The 24,228-nt window shown below is 43.8% G+C and carries 21 protein-coding genes, 1 tRNA gene and 1 pseudogene; 15 read left to right on the forward strand and 8 right to left on the reverse strand.

The genetic code is table 11. The features are described 5' to 3' along the window. Positions 1–20 precede the first annotated feature (20 nt). The 6 genes from IEY24_RS13445 to IEY24_RS13470 all read left to right on the forward strand — a co-directional run bounded on the left by IEY24_RS13445 (position 21) and on the right by IEY24_RS13470 (position 5,756). Positions 21–1,529: a glutamate synthase subunit beta gene (locus IEY24_RS13445; RefSeq protein WP_188932844.1), complete on the forward strand. Its 1,509-nt coding sequence runs from the start codon at positions 21–23 to the stop codon at positions 1,527–1,529. Between the two features lie 133 nt (positions 1,530–1,662). After that, positions 1,663–2,283: a polysaccharide deacetylase family protein gene (locus tag IEY24_RS13450; protein WP_188932846.1), complete on the forward strand. Its 621-nt coding sequence runs from the start codon at positions 1,663–1,665 to the stop codon at positions 2,281–2,283. Position 2,284: 1 nt separating this feature from the next. After that, positions 2,285–3,055 carry a TatD family hydrolase gene (locus IEY24_RS13455; RefSeq protein WP_188932848.1) on the forward strand — a complete coding sequence of 257 codons (771 nt, stop codon included), beginning with the start codon at positions 2,285–2,287 and terminating at the stop codon, positions 3,053–3,055. Further along, positions 3,052–4,125, forward strand: coding sequence for an asparaginase (locus tag IEY24_RS13460; RefSeq protein WP_188932850.1), 1,074 nt, complete (start codon positions 3,052–3,054; stop codon positions 4,123–4,125). The genes IEY24_RS13455 and IEY24_RS13460 overlap by 4 nt, the downstream gene beginning before the upstream one ends. Before the next feature lie 62 nt (positions 4,126–4,187). Beyond that, positions 4,188–4,274, forward strand: a tRNA-Ser gene (locus IEY24_RS13465). A 249-nt stretch (positions 4,275–4,523) separates the two neighbouring features. After that, complete coding sequence (locus IEY24_RS13470; protein ID WP_188932852.1) at positions 4,524–5,756, forward strand: site-specific integrase; 1,233 nt, start codon at positions 4,524–4,526, stop codon at positions 5,754–5,756. 8 nt (positions 5,757–5,764) lie between these two features. On the opposite strand, the gene IEY24_RS32965 is transcribed toward IEY24_RS13470, so the two are convergent. Further along, entirely contained in the window at positions 5,765–5,893 is a 129-nt protein-coding gene (locus IEY24_RS32965; RefSeq protein WP_262892411.1) for a hypothetical protein, read from the reverse strand. A 33-nt stretch (positions 5,894–5,926) separates the two neighbouring features. Here IEY24_RS32965 and IEY24_RS13475 point away from each other — a divergent pair, with 33 nt between their 5' ends. The 3 genes from IEY24_RS13475 (at position 5,927) to IEY24_RS13485 (ending at position 7,950) form a co-directional block, all read left to right on the forward strand. Continuing rightward, the gene (locus IEY24_RS13475) at positions 5,927–6,901 is read left to right on the forward strand and encodes a hypothetical protein (RefSeq protein ID WP_188932854.1); all 975 of its coding nucleotides are present in this window, start codon (positions 5,927–5,929) and stop codon (positions 6,899–6,901) included. A gap of 175 nt (positions 6,902–7,076) precedes the next feature. Beyond that, positions 7,077–7,334 carry a hypothetical protein gene (locus IEY24_RS13480; RefSeq protein WP_188932856.1) on the forward strand — a complete coding sequence of 86 codons (258 nt, stop codon included), beginning with the start codon at positions 7,077–7,079 and terminating at the stop codon, positions 7,332–7,334. Positions 7,335–7,587: 253 nt separating this feature from the next. Further along, a complete protein-coding gene (locus IEY24_RS13485; protein WP_188932858.1) occupies positions 7,588–7,950 on the forward strand; it encodes a transposase in 363 nt (120 codons plus the stop codon). Between the two features lie 176 nt (positions 7,951–8,126). Here IEY24_RS13485 and IEY24_RS13490 read toward each other — a convergent pair whose 3' ends face one another. Both IEY24_RS13490 and IEY24_RS13495 read right to left on the reverse strand, forming a co-directional pair. After that, positions 8,127–8,693: a hypothetical protein gene (locus IEY24_RS13490; protein ID WP_188932860.1), complete on the reverse strand. Its 567-nt coding sequence runs from the start codon at positions 8,691–8,693 to the stop codon at positions 8,127–8,129. A gap of 26 nt (positions 8,694–8,719) precedes the next feature. Continuing rightward, positions 8,720–9,997, reverse strand: a complete 1,278-nt coding sequence (locus IEY24_RS13495; RefSeq protein ID WP_188932862.1) for a hypothetical protein — start codon at positions 9,995–9,997, stop codon at positions 8,720–8,722. A 667-nt stretch (positions 9,998–10,664) separates the two neighbouring features. On the opposite strand from IEY24_RS13495, the gene IEY24_RS13500 reads away from it, so the two are divergent. From IEY24_RS13500 to IEY24_RS13520, 5 genes are all read left to right on the forward strand, one after another. After that, entirely contained in the window at positions 10,665–10,997 is a 333-nt protein-coding gene (locus IEY24_RS13500; RefSeq protein ID WP_188932864.1) for a PadR family transcriptional regulator, read from the forward strand. Positions 10,998–11,028: 31 nt separating this feature from the next. Then, positions 11,029–13,761 (forward strand): ABC transporter permease, encoded by a 2,733-nt coding sequence (locus IEY24_RS13505; protein WP_188932866.1) that lies wholly within the window; start codon positions 11,029–11,031, stop codon positions 13,759–13,761. 724 nt (positions 13,762–14,485) lie between these two features. Then, complete coding sequence (locus IEY24_RS13510; RefSeq protein ID WP_188932868.1) at positions 14,486–15,433, forward strand: helix-turn-helix domain-containing protein; 948 nt, start codon at positions 14,486–14,488, stop codon at positions 15,431–15,433. After that, positions 15,399–16,391, forward strand: a complete 993-nt coding sequence (locus tag IEY24_RS13515) for an alpha/beta hydrolase (protein WP_188932870.1) — start codon at positions 15,399–15,401, stop codon at positions 16,389–16,391. The genes IEY24_RS13510 and IEY24_RS13515 overlap by 35 nt, the downstream gene beginning before the upstream one ends. 325 nt (positions 16,392–16,716) lie before the next feature. After that, entirely contained in the window at positions 16,717–17,064 is a 348-nt protein-coding gene (locus IEY24_RS13520; protein ID WP_188932872.1) for a hypothetical protein, read from the forward strand. Between the two features lie 561 nt (positions 17,065–17,625). Here IEY24_RS13520 and IEY24_RS13525 read toward each other — a convergent pair. The 5 genes from IEY24_RS13525 to IEY24_RS13545 form a co-directional block, all read right to left on the reverse strand. After that, on the reverse strand, positions 17,626–18,084 hold the full coding sequence (locus IEY24_RS13525) for a hypothetical protein (protein ID WP_188932874.1): 459 nt from the start codon (positions 18,082–18,084) through the stop codon (positions 17,626–17,628). Positions 18,085–18,199: 115 nt separating this feature from the next. Further along, positions 18,200–18,742: a hypothetical protein gene (locus IEY24_RS13530; protein ID WP_188932876.1), complete on the reverse strand. Its 543-nt coding sequence runs from the start codon at positions 18,740–18,742 to the stop codon at positions 18,200–18,202. A gap of 463 nt (positions 18,743–19,205) precedes the next feature. Continuing rightward, complete coding sequence (locus IEY24_RS13535; RefSeq protein WP_188932878.1) at positions 19,206–19,832, reverse strand: hypothetical protein; 627 nt, start codon at positions 19,830–19,832, stop codon at positions 19,206–19,208. 35 nt (positions 19,833–19,867) lie between these two features. Next, the gene (locus tag IEY24_RS13540) at positions 19,868–22,189 is read right to left on the reverse strand and encodes a TonB-dependent receptor (RefSeq protein WP_188932880.1); all 2,322 of its coding nucleotides are present in this window, start codon (positions 22,187–22,189) and stop codon (positions 19,868–19,870) included. Continuing rightward, positions 22,186–23,127, reverse strand: coding sequence for a DUF4249 domain-containing protein (locus IEY24_RS13545; protein WP_188932882.1), 942 nt, complete (start codon positions 23,125–23,127; stop codon positions 22,186–22,188). Before IEY24_RS13545 ends, IEY24_RS13540 begins: the two co-directional genes overlap by 4 nt. Positions 23,128–23,249: 122 nt before the next feature. On the opposite strand from IEY24_RS13545, the pseudogene IEY24_RS33240 reads away from it, so the two are divergent. After that, a pseudogene (locus IEY24_RS33240) lies at positions 23,250–23,483 on the forward strand (hypothetical protein); the annotation flags it as partial. Positions 23,484–24,228: the final 745 nt, after the last annotated feature.

Raw genomic sequence — 24,228 nt, forward strand, 5'->3', positions numbered from 1 at the left:
TTTTTAAATCAGTAATAAGAATGGGAAAACCAACCGGATTTTTAGAGTTTGAAAGGGAGTTGCCGAAAAAGAGAAGCATTGACGAGCGTCTGAAAGACTACCGTGAGATCGAAACCGCACCGACCGACTCTAATTCCAAACAGCAGGCAGCCCGTTGTATGGACTGCGGAATTCCTTTTTGCCATAATGGTTGTCCGCTAGGCAACATCATCCCGGAGTTCAACGACGCGGTGTATGATGAAAACTGGGGACTGGCCTACGAAATATTAGCGTCTACCAACAACTTCCCTGAATTCACAGGCCGTATTTGCCCCGCTCCTTGCGAAGCATCCTGCGTACTGGGGATCAACAAGCCGCCGGTAGCGATCGAGTACATCGAGAAATCGATCATCGAAAAAGCATTTGAATTAGGTTTGGTTAAACCGCGCATTCCTAAAACCCGCACCGGCAAAAAAGTGGCGGTGGTAGGTTCCGGACCTGCGGGTATGGCAGCTGCTTACCAGCTCAACCAGGCCGGTCACTCAGTAGTGTTGCTGGAAAGAGCGGATAAAATCGGTGGTCTGGTACGTTACGGTATCCCCGATTTCAAACTTGACAAAGGCATTATCGACCGCCGCATGGCTGTAATGGAAGCGGAAGGCGTGGAGTTCCGTACCGGCGTGAATGTGGGTGTGGATATCAAAGCCGAAGAGCTTCAAAATGAATTCGACGCGGTGTTGCTGACCGTTGGATCGACTGTTCCCCGTGACGTAAAAATCCAGGGCCGTCAGTTCAAAGGCGTACACTTCGCGATGGAATTCCTCAGCCAGCAAAACAAGCGCGTGGCCGGTATCGACCGTGTGGTAGATCACCGTGGCGCGACTTACACCAATGGCGAAATCCTCGCTACCGACAAGCACGTGGTGGTAATCGGTGGTGGTGATACGGGTTCCGACTGTGTGGGCACTTCGGGCCGTCACGGTGCGAAATCCGTAACGCAGATCGAGCTGATGCCTATCCCTCCGAAAGAGCGCGATGCGAGCACGCCATGGCCGAACTGGCCGATGATGCTCCGCACGTCGACTTCGCACGAGGAAGGCTGCGACAGACATTGGTCTATCAACACCAAAGAATTCGTCGGTGATGAAAACGGCAACCTGACCGCATTGAAGATCGTCGACCTCGATTGGCAGAAAGACCCTGAAACTGGCCGTATGCAAATGAGAGAAGTAGAAGGCAGCGAACGCACTATTCCCTGCGACCTGGCGTTCCTGGCAGCCGGCTTCCTGCACCCGCAGCAAGAAGGCCTGCTGAGCGACCTCGACCTGGAATTCGACGAGCGTGGTAATATCAAAACCAACGGGTACCAATCGACTTCTAACGAGAAAGTATTTGCAGCAGGTGACTGCCGCCGCGGACAATCACTCGTGGTATGGGCGATCAGCGAAGGCCGTGAAGCAGCACGTTCGGTGGACGAGTACCTGATGGGCGAGTCATTCCTCGAAGCGAAGGCTGTATCGATGCTGAATCCTGTATTTGCGCACGCATAAGCGGTACAGGTTTAAGCCAGCCTCTATATAATGTATTGCAAGAAAGCTGCCCCACCCGGCAGCTTTCTTGTTATATGATTCATATATAAACATCCATAAAGGTTATATTTGAGTCATATCTGTTATTGACAGCATGTTCTTGCACCATTCTCCATTCTGGCTGAAAGCATTTTTTCCCGGTTTTACCTGGCATATTCCCACGAAGGAAAAAATCATTTTCCTCACTTTCGACGACGGACCTATTCCGGATATTACTGAAAATGTGCTCGATATCCTGGCCAGATTCAATGCCAAAGCCACCTTTTTCAGCATTGGCAACAACGTACAGAAACATCCCGACGTATATGAAATGGTAAAAACCGACGGACATTCCATTGGTAACCACACATTCAACCATATGAACGGTTGGAAAACCGAGGACGCTGTTTATCTGGAAAACATTCAGCAATGCACAGCGCAACTGAACCTCGAAACCAAACTCTTCCGTCCGCCCTATGGACGTATTAAGAAGAGCCAGTCGAGGCTTGTTCTCCGCGACAAGCAGATCATCATGTGGGACGTTCTCAGTGGCGATTTTTCCGCCGAGATTACCCCCGAAATTTGTTTAAAAAAATCCCTTCAATATACCCGGCCCGGCTCCATCGTGCTTTTTCACGACAGCATCAAAGCCGCCAAAAACATGCTTCACACGCTCCCCCGCTACCTCGAACATTTCAGCGAGAAGGGCTACCGCTTTGAAGCATTACCCATGTAATATGATTGAAACCCACGCCCACATATATAGCGACGATTTCGCCGAGGACCGTACCGCAATGCTCGACCGCGCCTGGAATGCCGGAATTGAGCAGATATGGATGCCCAACTGCGACCACGAAACGATTGACGGCATGCTCGAACTCGCCGAAAAATATCCCGGCAAATGCCTTCCGATGATCGGCCTCCACCCCACTTATGTGAAGAAGGATTTTGAAAAGGAGCTGCAGATCATGGAAGAATGGCTGGCCAAATACGAGTTTATAGCCATTGGGGAAATCGGAATGGATTTATTCTGGGACGTTACCTTCAAAGAGCAGCAGGAAAAAGCATTTCTATACCAATGCGGCCTCGCGCGCAAGCATAACCTCTGGATCGACATTCACAGCCGGAGCGCGTTTTGGGAAACCGTAAAGCTCATTGAAGATTTCGCCGATCCGGCATTAACCGGCATTTTCCATTGCTTCACCGGCACGTTGGAAGAAGCGCAGAAGGCCATTGAACTAGGTTTCAAACTCGGCATTGGCGGTGTGGCTACATTTAAGAATGGTGGTTTGGACAAAGTAATCCCGCACGTCGGCCTGGAACACCTGGTACTCGAAACCGACGCGCCCTACCTGGCACCTGTCCCCTACCGCGGCAAACGCAATGAAGTCGCTTATATTGACCTCGTAGCTCAGCGCGTGGCCGACCTCAAAGAAATGGCCAAAGCCGACGTGATCGCCGCCACCACCGCCAATGCGAAAAGCATGCTCAACAAAGTAGCACAATGAGTTATACCAAAATACACATCAACCCCATTTCGCCCGAACCGACCGTTGGTTCTGTGCTAGTGATCTACACCGGAGGCACGCTTGGAATGGTATACGAAACCAAAGGCAAACAACTCGTCCCATTCGATTTCCAGCAGATCATTGAAAAGGTCCCCGAGATAAGCCGTCTGGACTTCGATATTACCTTCCTGTCACTGCCGGAGCCGATCGATTCATCCAACATGAACCCGTCGATCTGGACCGAATTGGCTGAAATCATCGAAGAGCATTATGAGCAGTTCGACAGCTTTGTGATTTTGCACGGGACGGATACGATGGCCTACACCGCCTCCGCATTGAGTTACCTGCTCGAAAACCTGAATAAGCCCGTCATCCTTACGGGCGCGCAGCTACCCATAGGCGTGGCGCGCTCGGATGCGCGCGAGAACGTAATTACGGCATTGGAACTCGCGGCCGCCAAGAACGCGGAAGGCCATCCTATTATCACCGAGGTTTGCATTTACTTTAATTCTAACCTGCTGCGCGGTAACCGCTCCAAAAAACAGGAAAGCTCCGATTTCAATGCATTTCATTCAGAAAACTATCCAGCACTAGCGAACGCAGGCGTGAATATCGAATACAATTTTCCTTATATCAGGTCTTACCAACCCGGTTTGAAGCTGAAAGTCCACAAAAGCTTTGATCGTAATGTTGCATTCCTGAAAATGTTCCCTGGCATCAGCCAGCCAGTGGTGGAATCCATTTTAAATATTGAAGGATTAAGAGGCATTGTCCTGGAAACCTACGGCGCAGGCAACGCCACCACCGAGCCTTGGTTCCTGAATGCGATCAGCAATGCCATCGAGCGAGGCATCGTCATTTTCAACGTCTCCCAATGCGACGGAGGCCGCGTCTCCCAAGGCCAGTACCAAACCAGCAAATTCCTGCAACAGACCGGCGTCATCAGCGGCTCGGACATCACAGCCGAAGCGGCCATCACCAAAATGATGTACGTTTTCGCCTGCGAACAGCCTGGCGGCGCCTGCATAGACATGCTCGGCAAGCCGCTGCGAGGAGAAATGAGCATTTGATTTCACCGTGGATTTGGAAACAACAATCTCTTCACTATCTTTGCACCCCATAACCACGAAATAGAGAGGTGCCCGAGTGGTTGAAGGGGCTACCCTGGAAAGGTAGTATGTGGGTAACTGCATCGAGAGTTCGAATCTCTTCCTCTCTGCTGATAAGCGTAACAAAAAGCAACAAAAGCCTGTAAATGAGTCATTTACAGGCTTTTTCTTTTTTAAGCCTCTGCCAGAATATTCAATTTTACCCAATATTCTGGTGAGCATTTGGTGAGCATTGTCAAAGTAAAAAATCTGCTCACCAGAACCGATATAACACACTGAATTACAACCTGTTTACGAAGGAAACATCTTGATTTTTTGACGGCATTGATAGTAGATTTAATTCACTTAAAACTATCATTATGTTATCTAGAAACCTCACAACGCTCTTTTATCTAAAAAAAAGAAGCGGCTATGTTAAGGGCCCATTACCGATATATCTGCGGATAACAACCAATGGCGAACGATTTGAGATTTCCACAAAGAGAGAATGCGAGCCCGAAAAATGGAATTCGGTTACCGGGCGCAAAAACGGGACACGGGAAGATGCACGAGTTTTGAATAGCTATCTTGACGCCATGCAACTGAAAGTGTATGACATCCAAAAACAGATGCTGGAAGCGAACATCGATCTGAGTGCTGAAAAACTTCGGAACAGAATTAATGGAGTGTCGGACAAATCGAAAGATATCCTTGAAATTTTTCGGGATCACAATGAGAAATTGGCGCGGATGGTAGGCAGTGACTATGCCTTGGGAACGCTTGGACGGTACAAAACCTCGTTCGACCACACAAAGGCATTCATTGAATGGAAATATAAAACGACTGAATTTGATATCAACAAGCTCAACTACGATTTCATATCAGAATATGCGTTCTGGTTGAAGACGGAAAAGCAGCTGGGCCACAACACAGCGATGAAATATCTGACGAATTTCAAAAAAATCGTCATCATTTGTGTCAAGAAGGGTTGGCTAGTGCGAGATCCATTCGCAAACTACCAAATAACGTTGAAAGAGGTCAATAGGGAGGCGCTCACTCCGGCTGAGCTTCAGACGATTTCAAACAGGGATTTCGATAATCAGCGACTTGAGCACGTCCGAGACATCTTCATTTTCTGCTGCTACACTGGATTGGCGTATGCCGATGTCTACAAGCTCAAACGTTCCGAGATTGTTGACGGCGTAGACGGCGAAAAGTGGCTTTCAATAAAAAGGCAGAAAACAGATACTCCGTCGCGTATTCCAATTTTGCCGATGGCTCAAATTGTGCTCGACAAATACGTCGGCTTCGCTGAGTGCATTGCAAAAGACAGGTTACTCCCCGTTCTGTCGAACCAGAAAATGAATTCTTATCTGAAAGAGATTGGAGATGTTTGCCGGATAAAGAAAGTCATCACATTCCATTTGGCGCGACATACGTTTGCCACTACTGTTACTCTTACCAATGGAGTTCCGATAGAAAGTGTTTCTAAAATGCTTGGGCATCGAAACATCAAAACGACTCAGCAATATGCCAAAGTTGTCGACAAGAAGATTGCTGACGACATGGCTAAATTAAAAGGTATACTAGTCAAGCAATGCCAGCCTTCTTGACTTGCATTCTAGGAATGCCCGAGCTCCCGTGCCAGGAGCTCAGGCATTCCTAGCATCGTCAATCCGTCACGGAATAAGGCGGTCTGTGGCACCATATTTTCCACCCACGCGCTGACTGCGGCATACAGGGTTCTCACACCTGGTGTTGAGATTTAGCCTAACCACTAGGCATGAATTCGCAGGACTACTATATTTACAGCCAGATAAACACAACTGTTATGGGGTTCGCTGACGAGATCATGCGGGAGTTTCTCGACGCACACCCCGATGCGGCCAGGGGGCGTTGGTCACAAGAGGAGCTCAACCAAAAGTTGAGCGCTTTTATGCAAAATCGCAACCGAAAACCGGTTGCCCGATTTGATGGGCTGTCCGCCGAGCAGATGCATCTGCTCCTTAATGACCCCTTCGGCCACGGATCCATTATCCGTCGGCATCCAAAACCAGCTGACGCGACCATAGACCAGGTCCCTTTCTTTGTTCTAATAGAAATTCTTTACGGGATGCTTTCAAATGGGCCAATTAAGCTGACCCCCAAAGGAAATTTACCCGTGTCGGTTTGTCGTGAACTGTATGAGCGCAAGCTTTTAATACAAGACGATATACAGAAAGGTTATACGAAAAAGATCTCCGAGGATAATGTGGCTTTCATACAAGCTTTGAAAGCCTGCATCCTAATAAGCCCCGATGTCAAAAAGCGAGGCAACGCATTGTCGCTTACTCAATCAGGCCAAAAATCGTTGTCCAAAGAGCGCAATATTCTATTTTGGGAGGTATTTGACACGTATACCACGCAATTTAATTGGGCTTATTTGGATCACGCCGGTGCCCAAATCGGCCAGTTCGGCTGGGCGTATTCGATTTATCTGCTGCACCGGTATGGAGCCCAAGAAAAAGAGGCAGGTTTCTACGCCTCCAAAGTCATTCAGGCATTTCCCCATTTGCAGGAACCAGTTCCCTCAACACGGTTTGAAGGTATTAACCTGGAACCAGCACTGATCCACAGATGGCGCTTTGTTGAGCATTTTGCTGGGTGGTTCGGGCTTATAGAAATTCGCAAAGGCACCAATGATGTTTTTGACCGGCAGGCAATTATACAAAAAGCGGCCGTCTTTAGTGAGCTTTTCCAAGTTAGTGTGAACCGTTGACCAACATCGCTGAATCTGAGATGAAATGTTATCAGCTCAACCGTTGAATTATTAAAGTCCAGCCTCATTATGGTAGCCTTGCGTACAATGTGTAATTTGTAAGGCTTCAACTGTCGGGCTTTCAGAGCAGATCCGCAGCAACCAGCAAAGCAGTCGGCAGAGCTATGAGCGGATTATGGCCGGGATCTTCGATAAATTCAAAGGTAGTGCCCCACAGGTGTCGACGTACCTGAAAAGCCTGGCGGAAGACGATATCGGGCTGATCTGCCGGAGCATTGCCCAGGACAGTGGGCCGGCCGGCGCGAATCACGCCCGGAAATGGCTGGAAAGGGGCACTGCTAAAAATGCCATGGAGCTGGCCGGGTATCGGCAGCAGCTGCGCAGGCAGGGATTGAATACAGGAAAAGACAGGGGAATGAATATGGGAATTTAAGTATTTAATAAGTCGCTTAAATAGGTTCCTTGCAGGACAAAAGTCAGAATAATGAGGCCATAATAGAACGAGCCTACCCTGTAATCATGAAACTTTTGTACCAGTTATACAGGATACCCCATTTTTCTAAATGGAAAAAGCGAAATATTTTCGCTGATATCAATACAGCTCTTAATAAGTTGGATAGGAAAATTATTGGTAGAGATGAGAATCCTGCGATATTGAGTATTGATAGCCAATCAAGCTATTTCCGATGATTTACGAAAATCGAGGTCTAGATGCAAATAAAAAGGTGAACGGCAGGAAAAGACAACTCTTAGTCGATAGCGGTGGCAGGTTATGGTTCGCTCATGTGCATGCGGCAAACCACCCGGATGGATCTGCTGCACTAGCATTCTTGCCAGATATCATTTGTCAGGATGAGCGACTGACTAGAATATACGGAGATCAGGCCTATAATGGCATTTTTGCAAAAGAGATTGAAAAACTTGGCATCGATTTTGAGAAAGCATCCAAACCAGAATCGTCCAGAGGATTTGTGCCTGTTGCCAAGAGATGGGTTGTTGAACGGACTATTTCTTGGTCAAATTTTCAGACGAATTGTCAAAGATTATGAATATACCACCTCATCAGCAACAGGATGGCTGTATTTGACAAATATTCAAGTGATGCTGCAAAGAGTCTACCCAGCTAACCAAATTTAATTCCCAAACACGCTCTAATATGAGAAAACAGGAAGGCCCAAAATCAAGGTGATATTCTCACCAGGGTTTTGGGCCTACGGGTAATTAATTAATCATTTAAATAGTTACTCATTTTAACCCCCATTTTCTCAAGTGAAAGATCATACATATATCTAACTACTACTCGGTTAACATTTTTGTGAATGCCAATAGTTAATTTATTATTAACCGTTAAGAAATCATACGCAAAATTTTTCTGGTCTTCGTTCATAGTAATTCCAGCCGGAATATCTTTAACTCCTTTGGTTAAAATAAATTTTTTATTATACCTTGTTTCTAGAAGGGTTCTCAGTGAGTCATAAGTTTCCTGTTTACTTGGAAATCTAAAAATGTAACCGTTTACTGTGTTTCCATATAGCGATTCCTTAGGTTGGTATTCGTTATCGACATCGCCAAACCCTAGATTTGGGCTTAATATGACCTCGGTATCTTCATTAAAATTTTTGTAATAAAATGCTGGCGGCTTATAGTCTAATTTATGATCTATAACCGCTTTACCAACAGTCGATGGAAATTCCCAGTTCTCTCCAGCAAATTCAACCACCTGAGTTTCTTTTTTTGAAAAAAAACTACATGAGGCGCAAATTAGGACAATATAAATAAATTTTATTAGCATATTTTATCCGATTAAGTACCATTAACTTAGTGAGTTTTATTACCGTTTATATCAACAAATTGACCATTTGTGTAGCCTTTATGCAATTCGTTTAATAAATTATCACGATTTCCGCAGCCAACTGATTTTGCTATTTCTAAGCCTGCTTTATTATTGGCTCGATCCATTTTTAGTTCTGGTTCCGGCATTAATAAGTTCTGATTTATACCGTTACACATTTCATGTATTTCGGCTAATGTTGACGCATGCTGCTCGCCAAATGAACAGTAATTCAAAGCAGTAATGATACCATGCTTTAGCGCATTTGGCATGCTGGCGCCATTTTCATTTGCAATACCCATGCCATGGCTATTCATATAATCTTCCGCAGATTTTCTATTAGCAAGGAGCAAAACGCCCATCTGTGGGACATCGGTTAAGTGATATAATACATAACGGACTTCGCAGCCATTAGCACCCAATTCATTAAATTGTCTGTTCATCCCTTTTGCTTCTGCTGACGGCTCTCCCGTAGCGTCTCCGCCACCGCTGCCACCTCCGTCCCCACTTCCATCAGAGCCACCAGATAGGTATTCGGATTGTGCCTGCCACTGCTTGCTCAGCATAGTACCTCGGTATGAGTAAAAATAGTATACCTGATTTGTGGCATGATCGGTAACGGTTGCAGCATCAAAAGTGCCTCCGTGATAGTCATAAATGTCGTCACTACTTCCAGTATCGCCATCAATGGGAGGATCAGTGTTGACCCTTGCTGTAGTGTGGGTACCACTATAACTTAAATTCAGTTCCTTACGCCCGGTGTTTGTCATTGAAACCGTTACATAGCCATCCTGGGAGGCTTGATTTACAAAGCTATAAAGAAAGTTTCCTTTGTGTCTGGAAACCGGCAGATATTTAGATTTGATCAATTCATGGTTTGCAGAATATTCATCGACCTGGATCATTAGACTGGATGGCTTTTTGGCAGGGAAAAAGTTGAATGCGGCCAGCGAGGAGAACAGAGAAACTTTCAATGGGATATTCCTGGATGGCCGGGGCTGGTCAACAGCGGACGGTTGGTCATCGATGATTGAGCCTGCCAGGTAACCCGCACCTGCAACAGTCCCAATTTTCAGAGCCTTGGTGAACTTACGCTTATATAAATAGAGGTTAAAATTAAGCCTATCCTCCTTCATTACCGGATAGCGCAAGGTCAGCTTTCCACTTGGCAAAAGCGTTGTGGTTTGCTCATTTTGCCCTTTTGCAGGCATAATGACGGCCATCATGGACAGCGCGAAAATGTGAATTTTTAAAGATAATTTCATACATTACAATGGTTTAATTGAGAAATAGTTAAACTGACTTATGAGCCTACCTGAATGGTGTCCAGCCCCAGGTAGGTTTTTTTGTCTATTGATGAAGAGAATCATCCCCCCGATCCCGAGAGGGTGATTAAGCAATATCTTACTACAACGTTTAATCTAACGGATAAAACGTTGGGTCAATTCTAGCGATTCTGTACTGGTCTTGAAAGATTTGGGCTATCCGCGGGAAGATATTTTCGACCGGTTAGGTGCACTTTATTGACAAATGGGCACATATTTTCGACAAATGTGCCCAACGATTGATTATTCGGCATTGATCGATGCAAATCGGAAAAGTCCAACGCTTTTCTTTTCCCCAGCGAGAACCAAAAAGAGCACAAAACCCAGAAAATGCCGACCGTTCTGGCAACGGCTTACAGTCCGACAGACAAAAGAGGATCAGGAAGGGAAGAGCCATTTTATACTTTTTTTTAATTAAGCTAATTTTCGAGAAATACTAGCACCTTAGCTAGTATATTAACATATCCGAATCGCTGTTCGTCCCGCACAGAATTTGTTCAAAATCGAACACCAATATTTACAAAAGAGGCATTTAAATCAAAATAGAAGTACTAAAATGTACTGGCACGTAATTTACCCTACATTATCGGAACAAATAGTAACATATATGAAACGAACCTTTTTGGGAGAGTTTGAAGAAGTGATTTTGCTCACGGTCGCCGTTTTAGATGAAGATGCCTATGCGGTATCTGTCACCCAGCAACTGGAACAGAAAACCGGCAGGTCGGTTGGTTTTAGTGCGGTACATACCACCCTGCAACGTTTGGAAGGAAAGGGATTTCTCACTTCCACAATGGGCGGTGCCACGGCGGAAAGAGGCGGACGCCGCAAACGCTTTTTTACTGTTACTCCTTTTGGCAGGAAGGCTTTACAAGAAGCCAGACAGGTTCGGGAAGAACTTTGGAATGCGTTGCCAATACTTCAACTGATGGAAAGATGAGATGTGTCATAATCACATTACAGAACAGACTATGAGCAACAAAGAACCAGCACGCCATGATGGAAATATCGAACCACCTACCTGGGCCAGCAAGCTATTAAGCCGTTTGTCTGATCCCAACTCACGAGAAGAAGTACAGGGCGATCTGCTGGAAATGTATGCGTATTGGTCCACAACATTGGGTGAACGAAAAGCCAGATGGAAATATATTGCTAATGTTTGCAAATTAATGAGACCATTTGCTCGGAGTAAACGATCAAACAGTTACCAGAAAACCAATTTATTTAGTCATGATATGATACGTAATTATTTTAAAATCGGAATTCGGAATGTTGTAAAAAACAAGGGTTACTCTGCTATCAACATTTTTGGACTTGCCATTGGTGTAAGTGCTTGCATTGTCATTTACCTTTTGGTCAACTTCGAATTGAGTTACGAAAATTTTCAAGCAGACCGAGACAGGATTTACCGGATTTCCTCCGGTTTTCAAAACGCGGAAGGTGTTGAAAGCAAAAACGCGGGTTTGTCGGCACCGATGCCGGCCAGTATCAGGCAGGACGTTACTGCCTTGGAGAGTCTTGCAGCATGCCATGTGTGGTCGGCCAAAGCGACCGTAACTTCTGTTGACGATAAGAAAGAAATTCGCAGAAGCTGGAAAAATGATGACGCTGAAATATTGATCTGCGAGCCGGAATACTTTCAGATATTTGAATACAACTGGCTGGTTGGAAGCGCCGGCACCGCACTAAAAATGCCTAATGAAGTTGTCCTGACTCGGCAAGAAGCAGAAAAATATTTTGGAAAGGTCCCTTTGCAACAGGTATTGGGTAAGCGGGTTTATTTCAGTGATTCGTTGGTTACTACGGTAACAGGAGTAGTTAAAGACTTGCCTGCTAACTCAGATTTCAGGTTCAAAAATTTCATTTCTTTCAAAAGTATTGAGAGCGGCAACTGGCGTAAGGAATTCCAGCTGGATGAATGGACAAACACAAATTCGAGTTCCATGGCTTTCGTCAAAGTTGCAAAGAATACGATTTCCAGCCAGATTAACATGCAATTTCCAGTTTTCCTGAAAAAGCATCTTGACCAAAAAGATGAGTGGAACAAAGGAAGATCACTGAGCTTACAACCGCTTGCCGACATTCATTTTAATCAAAGTATCAGGGATAATTTTTCCAGACAAGTGCACCTCCCTTCTTTGTACGCGCTCATGGGTATTGCGGTGTTTTTGCTGCTAATTGCCGCCATCAACTTCATTAATTTAGCAACAGCTCAATCCATTACCCGGGTCAAAGAAATTGGGGTACGGAAAGTTTTGGGTAGCAGTAGGAAAAGCCTTATACTTCAATTTTTGTGTGAAACCTTTATCATTACTGTGGTTGCCGTGCTTCTCTCGATTTGTTTTATACATCCGATACTGAAAATGTCTGAAGCATTTGTTCCAAAGCAATTCGTGTTTAACATTTTCGATCCTAAACTGCTGGGATTTATAATGCTCATCGCTTTTTTGACCAGTTTGCTATCAGGTCTATATCCGGCCTGGGTAATCTCATCATACACGCCAGTTTCTTCACTGAAAAGTCAGTTTTCAACAGGACAAAGCCGCACTGTTTTGCTTCGCAAGTCATTGATTACCTTTCAGTTTTCAGCCTCTCAGATTTTCATCTTGGGGACAATCATCATGGCTGCCCAGTCCCAGTATATGCTTAATAAGGATCTGGGCTTTAAAAAGGATGCCATCATTCATTTTTACACAGACTGGCATGACTATGACATTGACAAAAAAGAAGTTCTATTAAGTAAGCTGCGGCAATTTCCCGAGATTGAGCGTGTGAGCATCGGATCCACTCCTGCACGAAATGGCTATACAACCAATCGCCTCAGTTATTTTGATGGTAAAAAAGAAATCAAACTCGACGTACACAAACGATCGGTAGACGACAATTACATATCATTGTTTGGGTTAAAACTCGTTGCTGGTCGGAATATTACAAATAGTGATACCGCCAAAGAATTTATAATAAATGAAACATATGCTAAAACGCTAGGTTTCAAAAAACCGGAAGATGCGGTTGGGAAACTACTGACTTATTCCGGCGAGAAAGGTGAATTATTACTACCAATCGTAGGTGTAATCGCAGACTTCCACTTGCAATCTCTGCACACTTCGATTCAGCCTCTCTACCTTTTATCCGAAAAAAAGTACGAAAGAGCAGTCAATGTCAAGATCCGGAGCAGTGGAAAATCGGCTACCGAGTTTAAGGCAGTTTTGGCGAAAATAGAGAAAACTTATAAGGAAGTGTATCCGACCAGCTCGCAGGATTTTTCGCCTTCGTTTTTCGATGATACACTTGCTAAATTCTACGAGAAAGAAGCACGTCAGGCTCAGATTTTGAACACGTCTACGGGCATTGCAATCTTGATTTCTTGTATGGGGTTGTTTGGTCTTTCTGCCTTTGTTACGCAGCAACGGACCAAGGAAATAGGAATCCGTAAAGTACTTGGATCAACCATTTATCAAATCGTAGGTCTTTTATCCAAAGATTTTTTAAGGCTGGTTGTTTTAAGCTTTGTTATCGCCTCTCCTATTGCCTATTGGCTTATGAAAAAGTGGCTGGAAGACTTTGCCTACCGTGTAGATATTTCCATTTGGATTTTTGTAGTGGCAGGTGTTGCCTCAATTGTGATTGCGATCCTGACGGTCAGTTACCAGTCCATTCGTGCAGCTTTGCTCAATCCCGCGAAATCACTCAAGGTAGAATAGGCAGTGGCAAACCGCATTAGGTAAAAGATTATCATTAAAAAAAATAAAAACGGATTGGCTTCCATCAGTTATATGGACTAAACAAACCAAGTAAGCTACTAGTTCATGGGAAGTTTCGTACGAATGTTGTTTTGGCCCATCGACTTCCGTTTTCAGAAGCTCCGACCAATTCTCACTCGAAGGACTGGCTCATCCCCACTTTTGGTGGTAGATGCGTGAAAAATGGAAGGCATTCGTTGTGCTATTAATGAGTGCTTCCAAGATAATTTTTGATTCTGACGATATTTTAAACGTGATTTCAGTTGACAGCCATGGAAACCAGCTTAATATTCATGTTCAGGGAAAACAGAAAACAGGACGGGTCAATCATTTTAAATTACAGTTTAACCCTTATGGGAGCAATATAATGTAATTAGATTTTCTGTACCACTAAATTGAACTCTTTTTCGGCCAATCGTAGGTTAAAAATGATCACTTGGCGAAAAGTCGGAATAGTACATAAAAACGACCGAATTTTCGAAACGCTCATAGCGGTTACAAAATGAATCTATTCGTGAGGTTAGGTAGTATCTACATAGTAGTTTTAAACTAACCCCAAGATGGATAGCATTAATTTTGTGAATTCCTTCAAGTCAACTTTGTATTTTATTTTTTTATCTTCAATACCTTTTGTCATTTACAGATAGTATACCGCTGCCCGGTTGGCCACTAAATTCAATTTCTGATGATCTGTCAAGAATTTATTCCGCAGCCACAATTACGCCCCTTCGTGCAGAACTATCAACTACGGCATTTTACTTTTGGTGACGGCGGTTCAATTCCCTTCAAACCTTATGCTCCACGCCCGGAACAGACGCTGGCATTTTTTCCTCGGGGAAGTGAATCAGAAGAAAATCTGGTTACCAATACGATGATAGAGCGTCCACGCTCAGCCATTATCGGCCAATACTCACAGCGAACCAACCGTCACCTGAATGGTCCGGAATTCTGTGTGCTGCTGGTCAATTTGAAGCCAGGCATGCTCTATCGTTTGATAGGGATGCCATTTACAGAACTAACCAATACATTTATTGATGCAGAAGATATTTTACCAAAAGAAATAAGACGGGTTAATGAAAGACTTAGCAGTGCGGAGTCTCCACAGGAAATGATTGGCATTGTCGAAAAGCTCTTGTTAGATCTGACCACCAACATGTCCAGGGGTGATCATCATCCTATTGATGCTGTAACTAATCTCTTGATTCGGCATCCTGAAGATTCATCTGTACTCGCACTAGCTGAATCCAGCTGTTTCAGCCCTCGCCAATTCGAACGTTTGTTCAAGGAACGAATGGGTATTAGCCCTAAGCTTTTCACCCGGATCGCCAGGATGGCGAAAGCATTCAGCATGAAATATAATCATCCTGACCTTGATTGGTTTAGTATTGCGCTTTATTGCAAATACCATGATTACCAGCATTTGGCCAAGGACTTTAAAGATTTGGCGGGAGTTGCGCCGACGACTTATATGATGGAGGAAAAGGACGCGCCTGAACATCACTTTGGCTTGCGAGATTCGTCATTGACCGCCGAACTTGTCGCGTTTTTACCACCAACCAAAGTTGTAAATGCCCCACATTTACAAAAAAACTGGAAGGATGAAAACGTTAGTCCCCTTAATTCTGGCATTTAGTTTCTCTCTTTGTGCTGTTCAAGCGCAAACCTGCAACACCGGACGGCTCGACCCACGCGTAGCTCTCGCATTGAAAACGGTCCTGCGCGACTTGCCAGGCTCAGCGACAGTCTCCGTCGAGCAAATACGTGACGTACGGATTCCTGCGGTGCCATTTCCGCAGGCAGATTTGCAAATGATGAAAGTAACTGCTGATAGTATTCCAATTCAGATCTTCAATCCATTGCATGCGACCGGTTTGCCAATCATTATTTACTACCATCCAGGCGGTTTTGTAACCCCTTTGTTGCCATTCATGCAATACGAGTGCTGGAGGCAAGCAAAGATTTTCGAGGCTATCGTTGTTGCAGTCGACTACCGGATTGCGCCGGAACATCCCTTCCCCGCTGCTGTTAATGATTCTTATAACGCTTTCCTCTGGATAAGTAATAATGGCCAAACATTTGGCGGCGATACGGCGAAGATTATTGTGGAAGGATTAAGTGCCGGAGGAAACTTAGCAGCCGTGGTTTGCCAAAAAGCGTTGATTGCCGGTATATCCGGGCATATAAAACTGCAAGTTTTGAATTGCCCTTCCACCGACAATGCGGGAAACAGTTCTCGGTACGAATCATTCCAGCAATACGCTTCCGGATATTTCCAGACAAAAGCGTTTAGTGAATACACGATCCGAGCTTACGCACCGAACGAAAACATAAATAACCCGGAAATCGGCCCCATTAACCGGCAGGATTTGCGCGGTTTGCCACCCGCGTTAGTACTCACGGCGGAATTTGACCCGCTTCGAGATGAAGGCCAAAGATATGCGGAGAGGTTGCGAAAATCCGGGGTTCAGGTCTGGCGCCATTGTTTTGCAGGACAGATCCATTGTCTATTAGGATTACCTCCCGGCTCCCAAGAACTGAAACTTGCTGATGAATTATTATTCAACACTATGCGAAATGTGTTGAACCGGTGAGCTTTACAGCAACAAGAATTTTCTTGTAAGATTTGGTTGTAAATCACTTGCCCAACATGCAATTCAGTACAGAAAAACCACCGAATAATTTCTGGCAGAATGCAATAGACAAAATCTATATTATGTTTCAGCATCTGCGCCTACTTGTTCTTTTTCCAGATAAGCTTTCACACCATATACGGACTTCGGGATTGGCATACAGTCAGCCAACTGCATGGAGATAGATTATTAATAAATCGTTGCCTTTCTTTCTTTGCCTAGGAATCATATTCAATTAAATGAATATTTATTCCAAATACTGAAAATTCTTTCTAAAACGATTGGTATGTCAAACTATGGCTTCGAAGTCCTAATAAATGGAGAGCATTTATGCAAAGCAGGTATCGATACTGATCGCCACGTCGTTACGTGCATACTCACTGCATTGCGCCGACTAAACGAACCTGATGAATTGGACCTTACAGTTTCTGGACTTAATTCACTAACAGGCGAACATCCTGAGTGGGTAAATAAGGAGTTGAAAGAAGGGGATACTATCACGATTAAAGTGATTACCGCAGATTTTGAACCAGCTCGCCGAATTCGGCCAAAAGTTTCAAAAGAGAAGACGCTTAATGACAAGTTGCGATATTATCACCAATTGCGAGAGGAATTGAAAGAGCATCTGGGATGAAAGCCAAAGCTTAAATTTGTAGTTACTGGCTTTTGTGTGGATTTTGACATTGATTTGCACAGATACCACAATTAAATGCAATTAGGCATCCACTTTAACAGCCGGTGCGTCCTGTTTAACAACCCTTCATGCTTCATTGGGTATCGCTCAACTATGGTTAGTCGGGGAGCACCACCTCCATTATATCCTGAATTCAGAAAAATTTCAATCTATTTGTGTGAATGTGCCGACTTGGCGGCCGACCCGCAGAGTACAGAAAAACGACCGAATAAATCGAAAGGATAAGATTCTACAATAGCGGCAAAATTCATGTGGACGTCTAGGCGATGCCAGACAAGCTGCCTGAAAAGCTTTGGGGAAGACGATACCGGGCTGATTTGCCGGAGTGTTGCCTAGGACAGTCGTCCGGCTAGCGCGCATCTCGCCCGGATATGGTTAGAAAAGGATACGGCTAAAAATGCCATGGAGCTGGCCAGGTATCGGCAGCAGCTGCAAAGGCATGCTTAGATACAGGAAAGGAGAAAGGAATGAGCTGGGATGGTAAAGACTTTTATTTTAACCCTACCTAGGAGTTCCGTTAGTTTTTATACTGGCGTCGAATGGATCATTAACCATTAGCGTAGCTTTATACAGCGTATCTAATCTGTTTTCTCTTTTAGGTAAAAGAAGCTCATCGAAGGTGACTTCATCATCAACCAATTTTTTCAAAAAGGCTTCGTCAAAATTTTTGTATTGGCCAGACCATCCACTTCCTTGATCTCCACATAGTGACAATAGCTTTCTGGTTGGGCTGAAATTTAATATAATCCCAGCTTTTTGCACTACTTCGTAATATTCCTTGTCTTTACTACTTTCATTATAAAAGCCGTATAGCTTTTTTATCGCATCTCTCTCTGTTTGCGCTTGTGGCATTTTACGATCAAAATATGAAGTGTCCACAGCGGGATCTAAATCGTCATTACAAGCAGCAAAAAATACAATAAACATGACGGATAGCATAATTTTTATTACATTTTTCATGATATGGCTGAAATAACTTGTTCGTGACAAAAGTATGTTATAAATGGTTACATTCAACGCATCTATGTTATCGTAATTTTATTTTCGTCCAATAGGTAGGCGGGAATACCCTTTTCTAAAAAGATCTTCCAATACAAAAAGCAAATTGGGGGAATAACACGTCTCCATTAGTGTCACCTTGCAGGCCGGTATGAAGACCAAACGAAATTTTTCTATTTGGGGAATAATTCATGAATAATCGAATTAATCCGCCAAGTGAATAGGTGCTTTGAGGCGTGGTATTTTCGGCTAGCATTACAGGGAAAGGCAAACCGGTTCCAGCGGGATAGTAAGTTGCCAAACTGTTAGGCATAGATGACGACTGGTAGCGAAAGAGAACACCAGTCTTGATACCAAGGGTTATGTATTCGGAGCGTACAAAACTATATCCCGCTATTCCAGCGAGTTGAATCCCTGCAACTGTGTACCTGTATGAAATGTCATGTTTTTTCTGATTTTGATCAACATAAGCCTCCGGATACTCTCCGTTGTGAATACTGCTTCCGGCTTCGATTGACCAAAGAAGCCTTTTCCTTATATACTTTTCAAACTCGAAGCCTTGAATTACCCCATTTAAATCTCCTGTGCCGTGGCCAGAAAATCCAAATGAAGCCCTCACTGTTCTATTTGGTAAATTGACTTCCTGTGTAAGTACCCATTTGTTCAGGCAATTTTTCAGATAGCGATTTGGTCATTTAGCAGGTCCTCTGCGAAAGCTCTTTCTGCAGGCTCCTGGTATTCGCGCTTACAGGCTGAAACCTGATTTGGCTCCACTCTTTTACATCCCCCAAAAACTCATTTCCCTGTCCTTTCCTCTATCCAATCCCTGCCCGCACAGCTGTTTCCGGTTCCCGGCCCTACCGCTTTTTTGCCGGTGTCACTTTCCAGTCATTTCCGCGCATGACTAACGCCGGTCGGGCCACTGGCCTGGACAATATTTCGACAGATCAGCTCAATACCATCTTCCAAGCTTTTCGGGTAAGCGGGCACCCTAGGGTTGGATAATGCGATAAATAAGGCCGAGCCGATTAATGGTAGATTTTCAAGCAAAAGGGTGATGCCAGTTCTTCAGAATACTCCAACTAGTGAAAATACAAAGATAGTCCAAGCCGAAAACGATTGTCTCTAATCATACCATTTGTTTGTGAATCTACAATGATCGGCAAGTTATATTGCGCCTGCAATCCCATGTATTTTCCGATTCGCAGGCTTAAGCCAAGGGCTCCAAACATGACGTAATTATTGGTGTTGATAGAAATGTTGTCACCTGAAAATCCATCACTTGCTTTAAATTCTCCAAAGTTATAACCTGATGACAATTGCAAAAATGGAGTAAAACGAAACGGCAACACATAATACCGGGCATACACCTCTGGTGTGAAAGCATATTCCCTTATCCCTCCACGTTTCAGGCTCCCCCAACTATTTCTCTGCTTAGAAAATCGACTTGCCACAGACAACTGGACCCCAACCGCCATGCGGTCAGCGACTAAATACCCCGCTTGGGGTGTCAGAGACCAACCTGCTTTTTGCCTACTATTGTTCGCAGAACCGTTTAGTGAAAAAGTAAAAGCTCCTTTCTTTAAGTTTTTATAAGTAGGAGTGTCTATGGATTCACCAATGTTATTGGAATCTCCGCTCCGCTGTGCGAATAAATTGCCGGAAAATATCAAGATAGTAGCAAGAAAGAAAATGGATGTTCTTTTCATAATCAATATAAGTAACTGTTGAGAATACTTTTAAGTTAAAATCTTAGCGTGTAGCCAATATAAGGCAGTATTGGTAAAAATGAAACTTGCTTTACAGTAATCCCGATTGGTACAAAATCCTTATTCCGTTCGGTCTTTAGATCAAGATATAGAGGATTTCTTCTATTATATGCATTGTACAGGCCCAACCGTAGGTCGGCATTCCGCTTGTGAGGAGTTACTAGCGATTTGCTTGCGCCAATGTCCAGCCGGTGAAACGCAGGCATTCTCCCGTTGTTCCTTTTATCATATATAAACCTGGGGCCGCCGCTGTCCTCAGTAATAAAAGCTCCTTCGGGCAAAGTAACAGCATGTCCTGTCTGGTAAACAAAGCTGGCACTTAATTTCCATTTTGCCCCGATGGCATAGTTTGTTGTTATGGCTAAATTGTGCCGTCTGTCATATTTCATGGGATACCACGTCGCGTTGTTGATTTCTGAAAACTTCCTTTCTGATTTCGACAGGGTGTACGAAACCCATCCATTGAGCTTCCCAGCCTTTTTACGGAGCATTAATTCCAATCCTTTCGCGCGCCCTACGCCGTTTTTTATGACAATATCATCCCAGGATCCAGCTAATAAACCTGTGAAATTGGTGCCATCAGGGTAATCTATCAGGTTTTTCATCTTTGTTGTATAAACTTCAAGCGAAAAATCCAGGCCCTGGAGAGGGAAGGTTTTATAAACTCCGACTGATATCTGATTGCTTCTCGACGGCACTACCTTGGCTGTAGAAGGAAGCCACGCGTCATAACCAAACCCAAAGCCGTTATTGGTGAGCAGGTGAACATATTGATTCATAATCGTGTATCCGCCCTTGACTGACCAGTTTGCTGGAAGTGTCCAGTTTAATCCCAAGCGCGGTTCTGGATTAGAAAACGTACGATCTCCCACATGATATATGCTATACCGAAGACCCGGATTAAGGCGCAATGCTGGCGTAATGGCTATAAAAGCATCAATATAGAAGTCCAATTGCGTCGCTGAAAATCTTTCCTTTTTGGCGTTATACAGAGAGTCATTGTAATTGCTTTCAGTAACAAAGGGGCTAAAGCAGTGTCTGGTTAGGTCCATACCGAACTTCAGATTTGTACGATTATTCAGGAAGTAGTCAAATTGAACCTTACTACCTAAATCCGTTATCCCAGCATTGGTGTTTCGATATAGATTAACAGTTTCAATATTCGGGTTGATGTCTTCAAAGTTATTAGTCAATTCACTAGTATACTTGGAATAGAGCAAAATAAATCTGGCAAAAATCTTTTCAGAGAAAACCTTGCTGTAGCGAAGGGTCGCGGTGGTGTTTCCCCAATTATTTCCCATCGCTGATTCGGTCTCGCGCCCGGCATTAGCGCTCCATTCGCTGTAAGTAAAGTGGTCAAATCCATTATAGAGGCTCAGATACACTTGGTCCGTTTTGTTAATCTGATAGTTGAGTTTTGCGTTCAGATCGTAAAAACGATACTTCCGGGTTTCGCCGTGTCCGTTTGATTTCTTTGACTGCAACAAGGAAGAAAGCCCCAGTGTAGAAACTCTTCCCGATACAATAAATGAAGCTTTGTTCTTGATGATCGGTCCTTCTAATGTCAGATTTTGATTGAGGATGCCGATGCCCACTTCCCCACCAAACTTTTGGTTGTTCCCATCTTTCATGGTAAGGTCGATCACCGACGCAAGCCGGCCGCCATATCTGGCTGGAAATGCGCCTTTGTATAAATCAACTGATCTCAAAGAACTTGGGTTGAAGACCGAAAAGAATCCTCCCAAGTGCGTAACATTGTAAACGGGGGCTTCATCCAGCAAAATCAAATTTTGATCGGGTGTCCCACCCCGAACATATAAGCCTGCACTACCCTCCGTGCCCGTAGATACGCCAGGTGTAAAGCTTAACGCCTTTAGTATGTCCACTTCCCCCAACAAAGCAGGTATCAACTTTAATTTATCCATCGAAATTGATAAACTCCCGATCGGCGCATCTATGTTTCTATTTTCTTTCACCGTTACTTCTTCTAGCTCATTGGCCTGCTTGAGTCTGATCTCCAGAGGAAATTTATGCCCTGTAAAATTCTTGATGTACAGGGAGGTGTATCCAACAAAGCTGACCTTGAGGGAGTGATTACCTGATGGCACTTCCAGACTGAAAAAGCCATAGGAATTTGTTTGTACTCCAGTTTGAGACAAACTGTCTTTTATCGTAGCGCCGACAAGGAGTTCACCGTTCGCTTCATCACGCACGGTTCCACTGACAATAATTTTCTGAGAAAAGGTGGCATACGTACTTGCAACGAAGAGAATGAACATTAAAAAATACTTTGTCATGGTATTTCTATCGTCTTTTCGTTGGAAGCAAAAATTAGCCCATAGCCATTTTTAATATTAGTTAAAGCTCTTTGCGGAGGAAGCACGAGATGATCGACGCCTTCGGGTTGGTCGTGTTCTATTTTAGCATAATCAAATGCTTCTTTTGTAACGGCTTGAACTCTCATAGTAACCTTTGAAGCCCACTGCGGATTATTTAGAGCTCCTTTGCCCGTTTGGATATAGAATTTTATTGGAATTTTAGGATCAGGTAAGCATGTATTTTTCATCAAAAAGGCAGACGCGAAACGATCGAAAGTAATTCCCGCAACTTCACTGTAGTAAGTTGAGATTTTCTCATCAGCCCAAGTATGGCAATCCTCTTCCTTGGCAGGTATATTGTCTGTTGCACCGTACAGATTAGCCGATACGGTATCTTTCTCGTAATAAGATAAAAATAGTAGCGAGAAGTATTTTTCAACATCGCGATCCTGTTCAGTAAAGTGCAAGCTTATTAAATCCTGAGGCGTCTGCTGGTTGATTTCACCAGGAACATTTCGGATTCTTACTACTGAGACATCTGGTAGATCCAAAGGAACCGTTATTGGAGCTGATTCTGCGGTTGGTAGCATCGGGGCTGATGCTTTTACCACGTAGGTCGCTCCCGCTTCTATCATAAGATCTGATACGTAAACACCCTTCTCTTCAGCCAATGGAGACAATTCAATATATTCGTTGCCATTCTTTAATAACACTACGTTTGCATTCGCAACCCTGACCTCCTTCGGGATAGCTCCAACAGGATTGAAGGTTTTGGTTACCTGTATTTTAATGGGGGATCCAGCCCTAAGTTTGCCCCATAAAACCAGCTTGTCGCCTGAGTAGGGGATATGAAGATCAAGGTTCGTCTCTTTGCAACCAGCTACAAACAGTAACAGTAAAAAGCATACAAACTTCATGTATCAAAATATTTAACTAGACGAATATTAGATATTATAATCAGGGCATTTATATAACTCGCTGTGCAATTGAAATTTAAAGAAAAGAAGATTGTACATTATCCTGTATTCGATAAGTTAATATAGGTTTAAATCAGTACTACAATTCGCATCTCGGAGCCAATTTCAGTAAATTTTTGGCTATTGCCAAATCAGTTTCTCGGGACGAAAGCAATGCTGATGCCATTTCAAATTTCATCTCAATAATCCTAAAATGTCTGATACGCAGATCTTTACTTTTATGTTTGGCCGAATCCATGTCGCTAGATTCACAAAACTGGTTGTTTCATAAGCTTCGTTCCGGATATTCAAGCCTAGTTGTAGTTCGAAAGAGGTTTAGGTGCGTTTCAACAGATATTGCTAATCCCTTAGAGATTCCGTAGGTGACTCCAAAAAAAGGTGATAGGCCGTATGCTGAAACATTTTCGTTTTTGTTGGTTTTCTGGGCGCCTGAATTTGTAAACACGCCCGCTTTGTCATGGTATAATTTGTATACCGCGTCGGAGCCGAAGATGATCTTCGCCCTTTTGGAAAGTATTGTTTTACTCCATTCCTTACCAATCCTTGTCTCAATTGCAAAGTTATGGCTATCGTTGTAATCTGAACTATCAGCAAGTCCAGTAGTTTGGGCCTTGGAGATAGTATTGCTATAAAAAGATAGTTTTAGACGATGCGCATTTAGACCCATCTTTCCGTACTTTTTTGCCAAAAAACTTGCACCCGCACTGCCGTCTAGAATGTTTTTAATATTTGGAAAGATAATATAGCCAATTTCCCATTTTGCCGTTGTATCGAGTTTCGTTTGAGCGATTGCTGTGAGAAACTACTAAGGCATGCTACAAGAACAAATGGATTCCAGAATTGGACTTTGTTTTTTTGAAAAATAAAAGTCTTATCTGATTTTTTGAGATAGATTTTTGAAAAAAAATTCACAGTTTGGAATTTTAAAAGTGTCTATTTAAAGCTATGACAGAAACCTTCGTTTATGTTGCGGTATGAGCAACTGAGACCAATTTGGCCCAAGTGTCCAGTTGATTTACACTACATTAGTGACTGCTAGGA

This window comes from Dyadobacter endophyticus (assembly GCF_014641595.1).
GTDB lineage: Bacteria > Bacteroidota > Bacteroidia > Cytophagales > Spirosomataceae > Dyadobacter > Dyadobacter endophyticus.

Excerpts from the sequence above, each read along its gene's own strand:
- IEY24_RS13515 (WP_188932870.1), top strand. The coding sequence starts at position 15,399 with ATGAAAACGTTAGTCCCCTTAATTCTGGCATTTAGTTTCTCTCTTTGT.
- IEY24_RS13505 (WP_188932866.1), top strand. The coding sequence starts at position 11,029 with ATGAGCAACAAAGAACCAGCACGCCATGATGGAAATATCGAACCACCT.
- IEY24_RS13545 (WP_188932882.1), bottom strand. The coding sequence starts at position 23,127 with ATGAAGTTTGTATGCTTTTTACTGTTACTGTTTGTAGCTGGTTGCAAA.
- IEY24_RS13445 (WP_188932844.1), top strand. The coding sequence starts at position 21 with ATGGGAAAACCAACCGGATTTTTAGAGTTTGAAAGGGAGTTGCCGAAA.
- IEY24_RS13475 (WP_188932854.1), top strand. The coding sequence starts at position 5,927 with ATGAATTCGCAGGACTACTATATTTACAGCCAGATAAACACAACTGTT.
- IEY24_RS13485 (WP_188932858.1), top strand. The coding sequence starts at position 7,588 with ATGATTTACGAAAATCGAGGTCTAGATGCAAATAAAAAGGTGAACGGC.
- IEY24_RS13470 (WP_188932852.1), top strand. The coding sequence starts at position 4,524 with ATGTTATCTAGAAACCTCACAACGCTCTTTTATCTAAAAAAAAGAAGC.
- IEY24_RS13450 (WP_188932846.1), top strand. The coding sequence starts at position 1,663 with ATGTTCTTGCACCATTCTCCATTCTGGCTGAAAGCATTTTTTCCCGGT.
- IEY24_RS13455 (WP_188932848.1), top strand. The coding sequence starts at position 2,285 with ATGATTGAAACCCACGCCCACATATATAGCGACGATTTCGCCGAGGAC.
- IEY24_RS13500 (WP_188932864.1), top strand. The coding sequence starts at position 10,665 with ATGAAACGAACCTTTTTGGGAGAGTTTGAAGAAGTGATTTTGCTCACG.
- IEY24_RS13540 (WP_188932880.1), bottom strand. The coding sequence starts at position 22,189 with ATGACAAAGTATTTTTTAATGTTCATTCTCTTCGTTGCAAGTACGTAT.
- IEY24_RS13535 (WP_188932878.1), bottom strand. The coding sequence starts at position 19,832 with ATGAAAAGAACATCCATTTTCTTTCTTGCTACTATCTTGATATTTTCC.
- IEY24_RS13460 (WP_188932850.1), top strand. The coding sequence starts at position 3,052 with ATGAGTTATACCAAAATACACATCAACCCCATTTCGCCCGAACCGACC.
- IEY24_RS13525 (WP_188932874.1), bottom strand. The coding sequence starts at position 18,084 with ATGAAAAATGTAATAAAAATTATGCTATCCGTCATGTTTATTGTATTT.
- IEY24_RS13480 (WP_188932856.1), top strand. The coding sequence starts at position 7,077 with ATGGCCGGGATCTTCGATAAATTCAAAGGTAGTGCCCCACAGGTGTCG.
- IEY24_RS13520 (WP_188932872.1), top strand. The coding sequence starts at position 16,717 with ATGTCAAACTATGGCTTCGAAGTCCTAATAAATGGAGAGCATTTATGC.
- IEY24_RS13495 (WP_188932862.1), bottom strand. The coding sequence starts at position 9,997 with ATGAAATTATCTTTAAAAATTCACATTTTCGCGCTGTCCATGATGGCC.
- IEY24_RS13510 (WP_188932868.1), top strand. The coding sequence starts at position 14,486 with ATGATCTGTCAAGAATTTATTCCGCAGCCACAATTACGCCCCTTCGTG.
- IEY24_RS13490 (WP_188932860.1), bottom strand. The coding sequence starts at position 8,693 with ATGCTAATAAAATTTATTTATATTGTCCTAATTTGCGCCTCATGTAGT.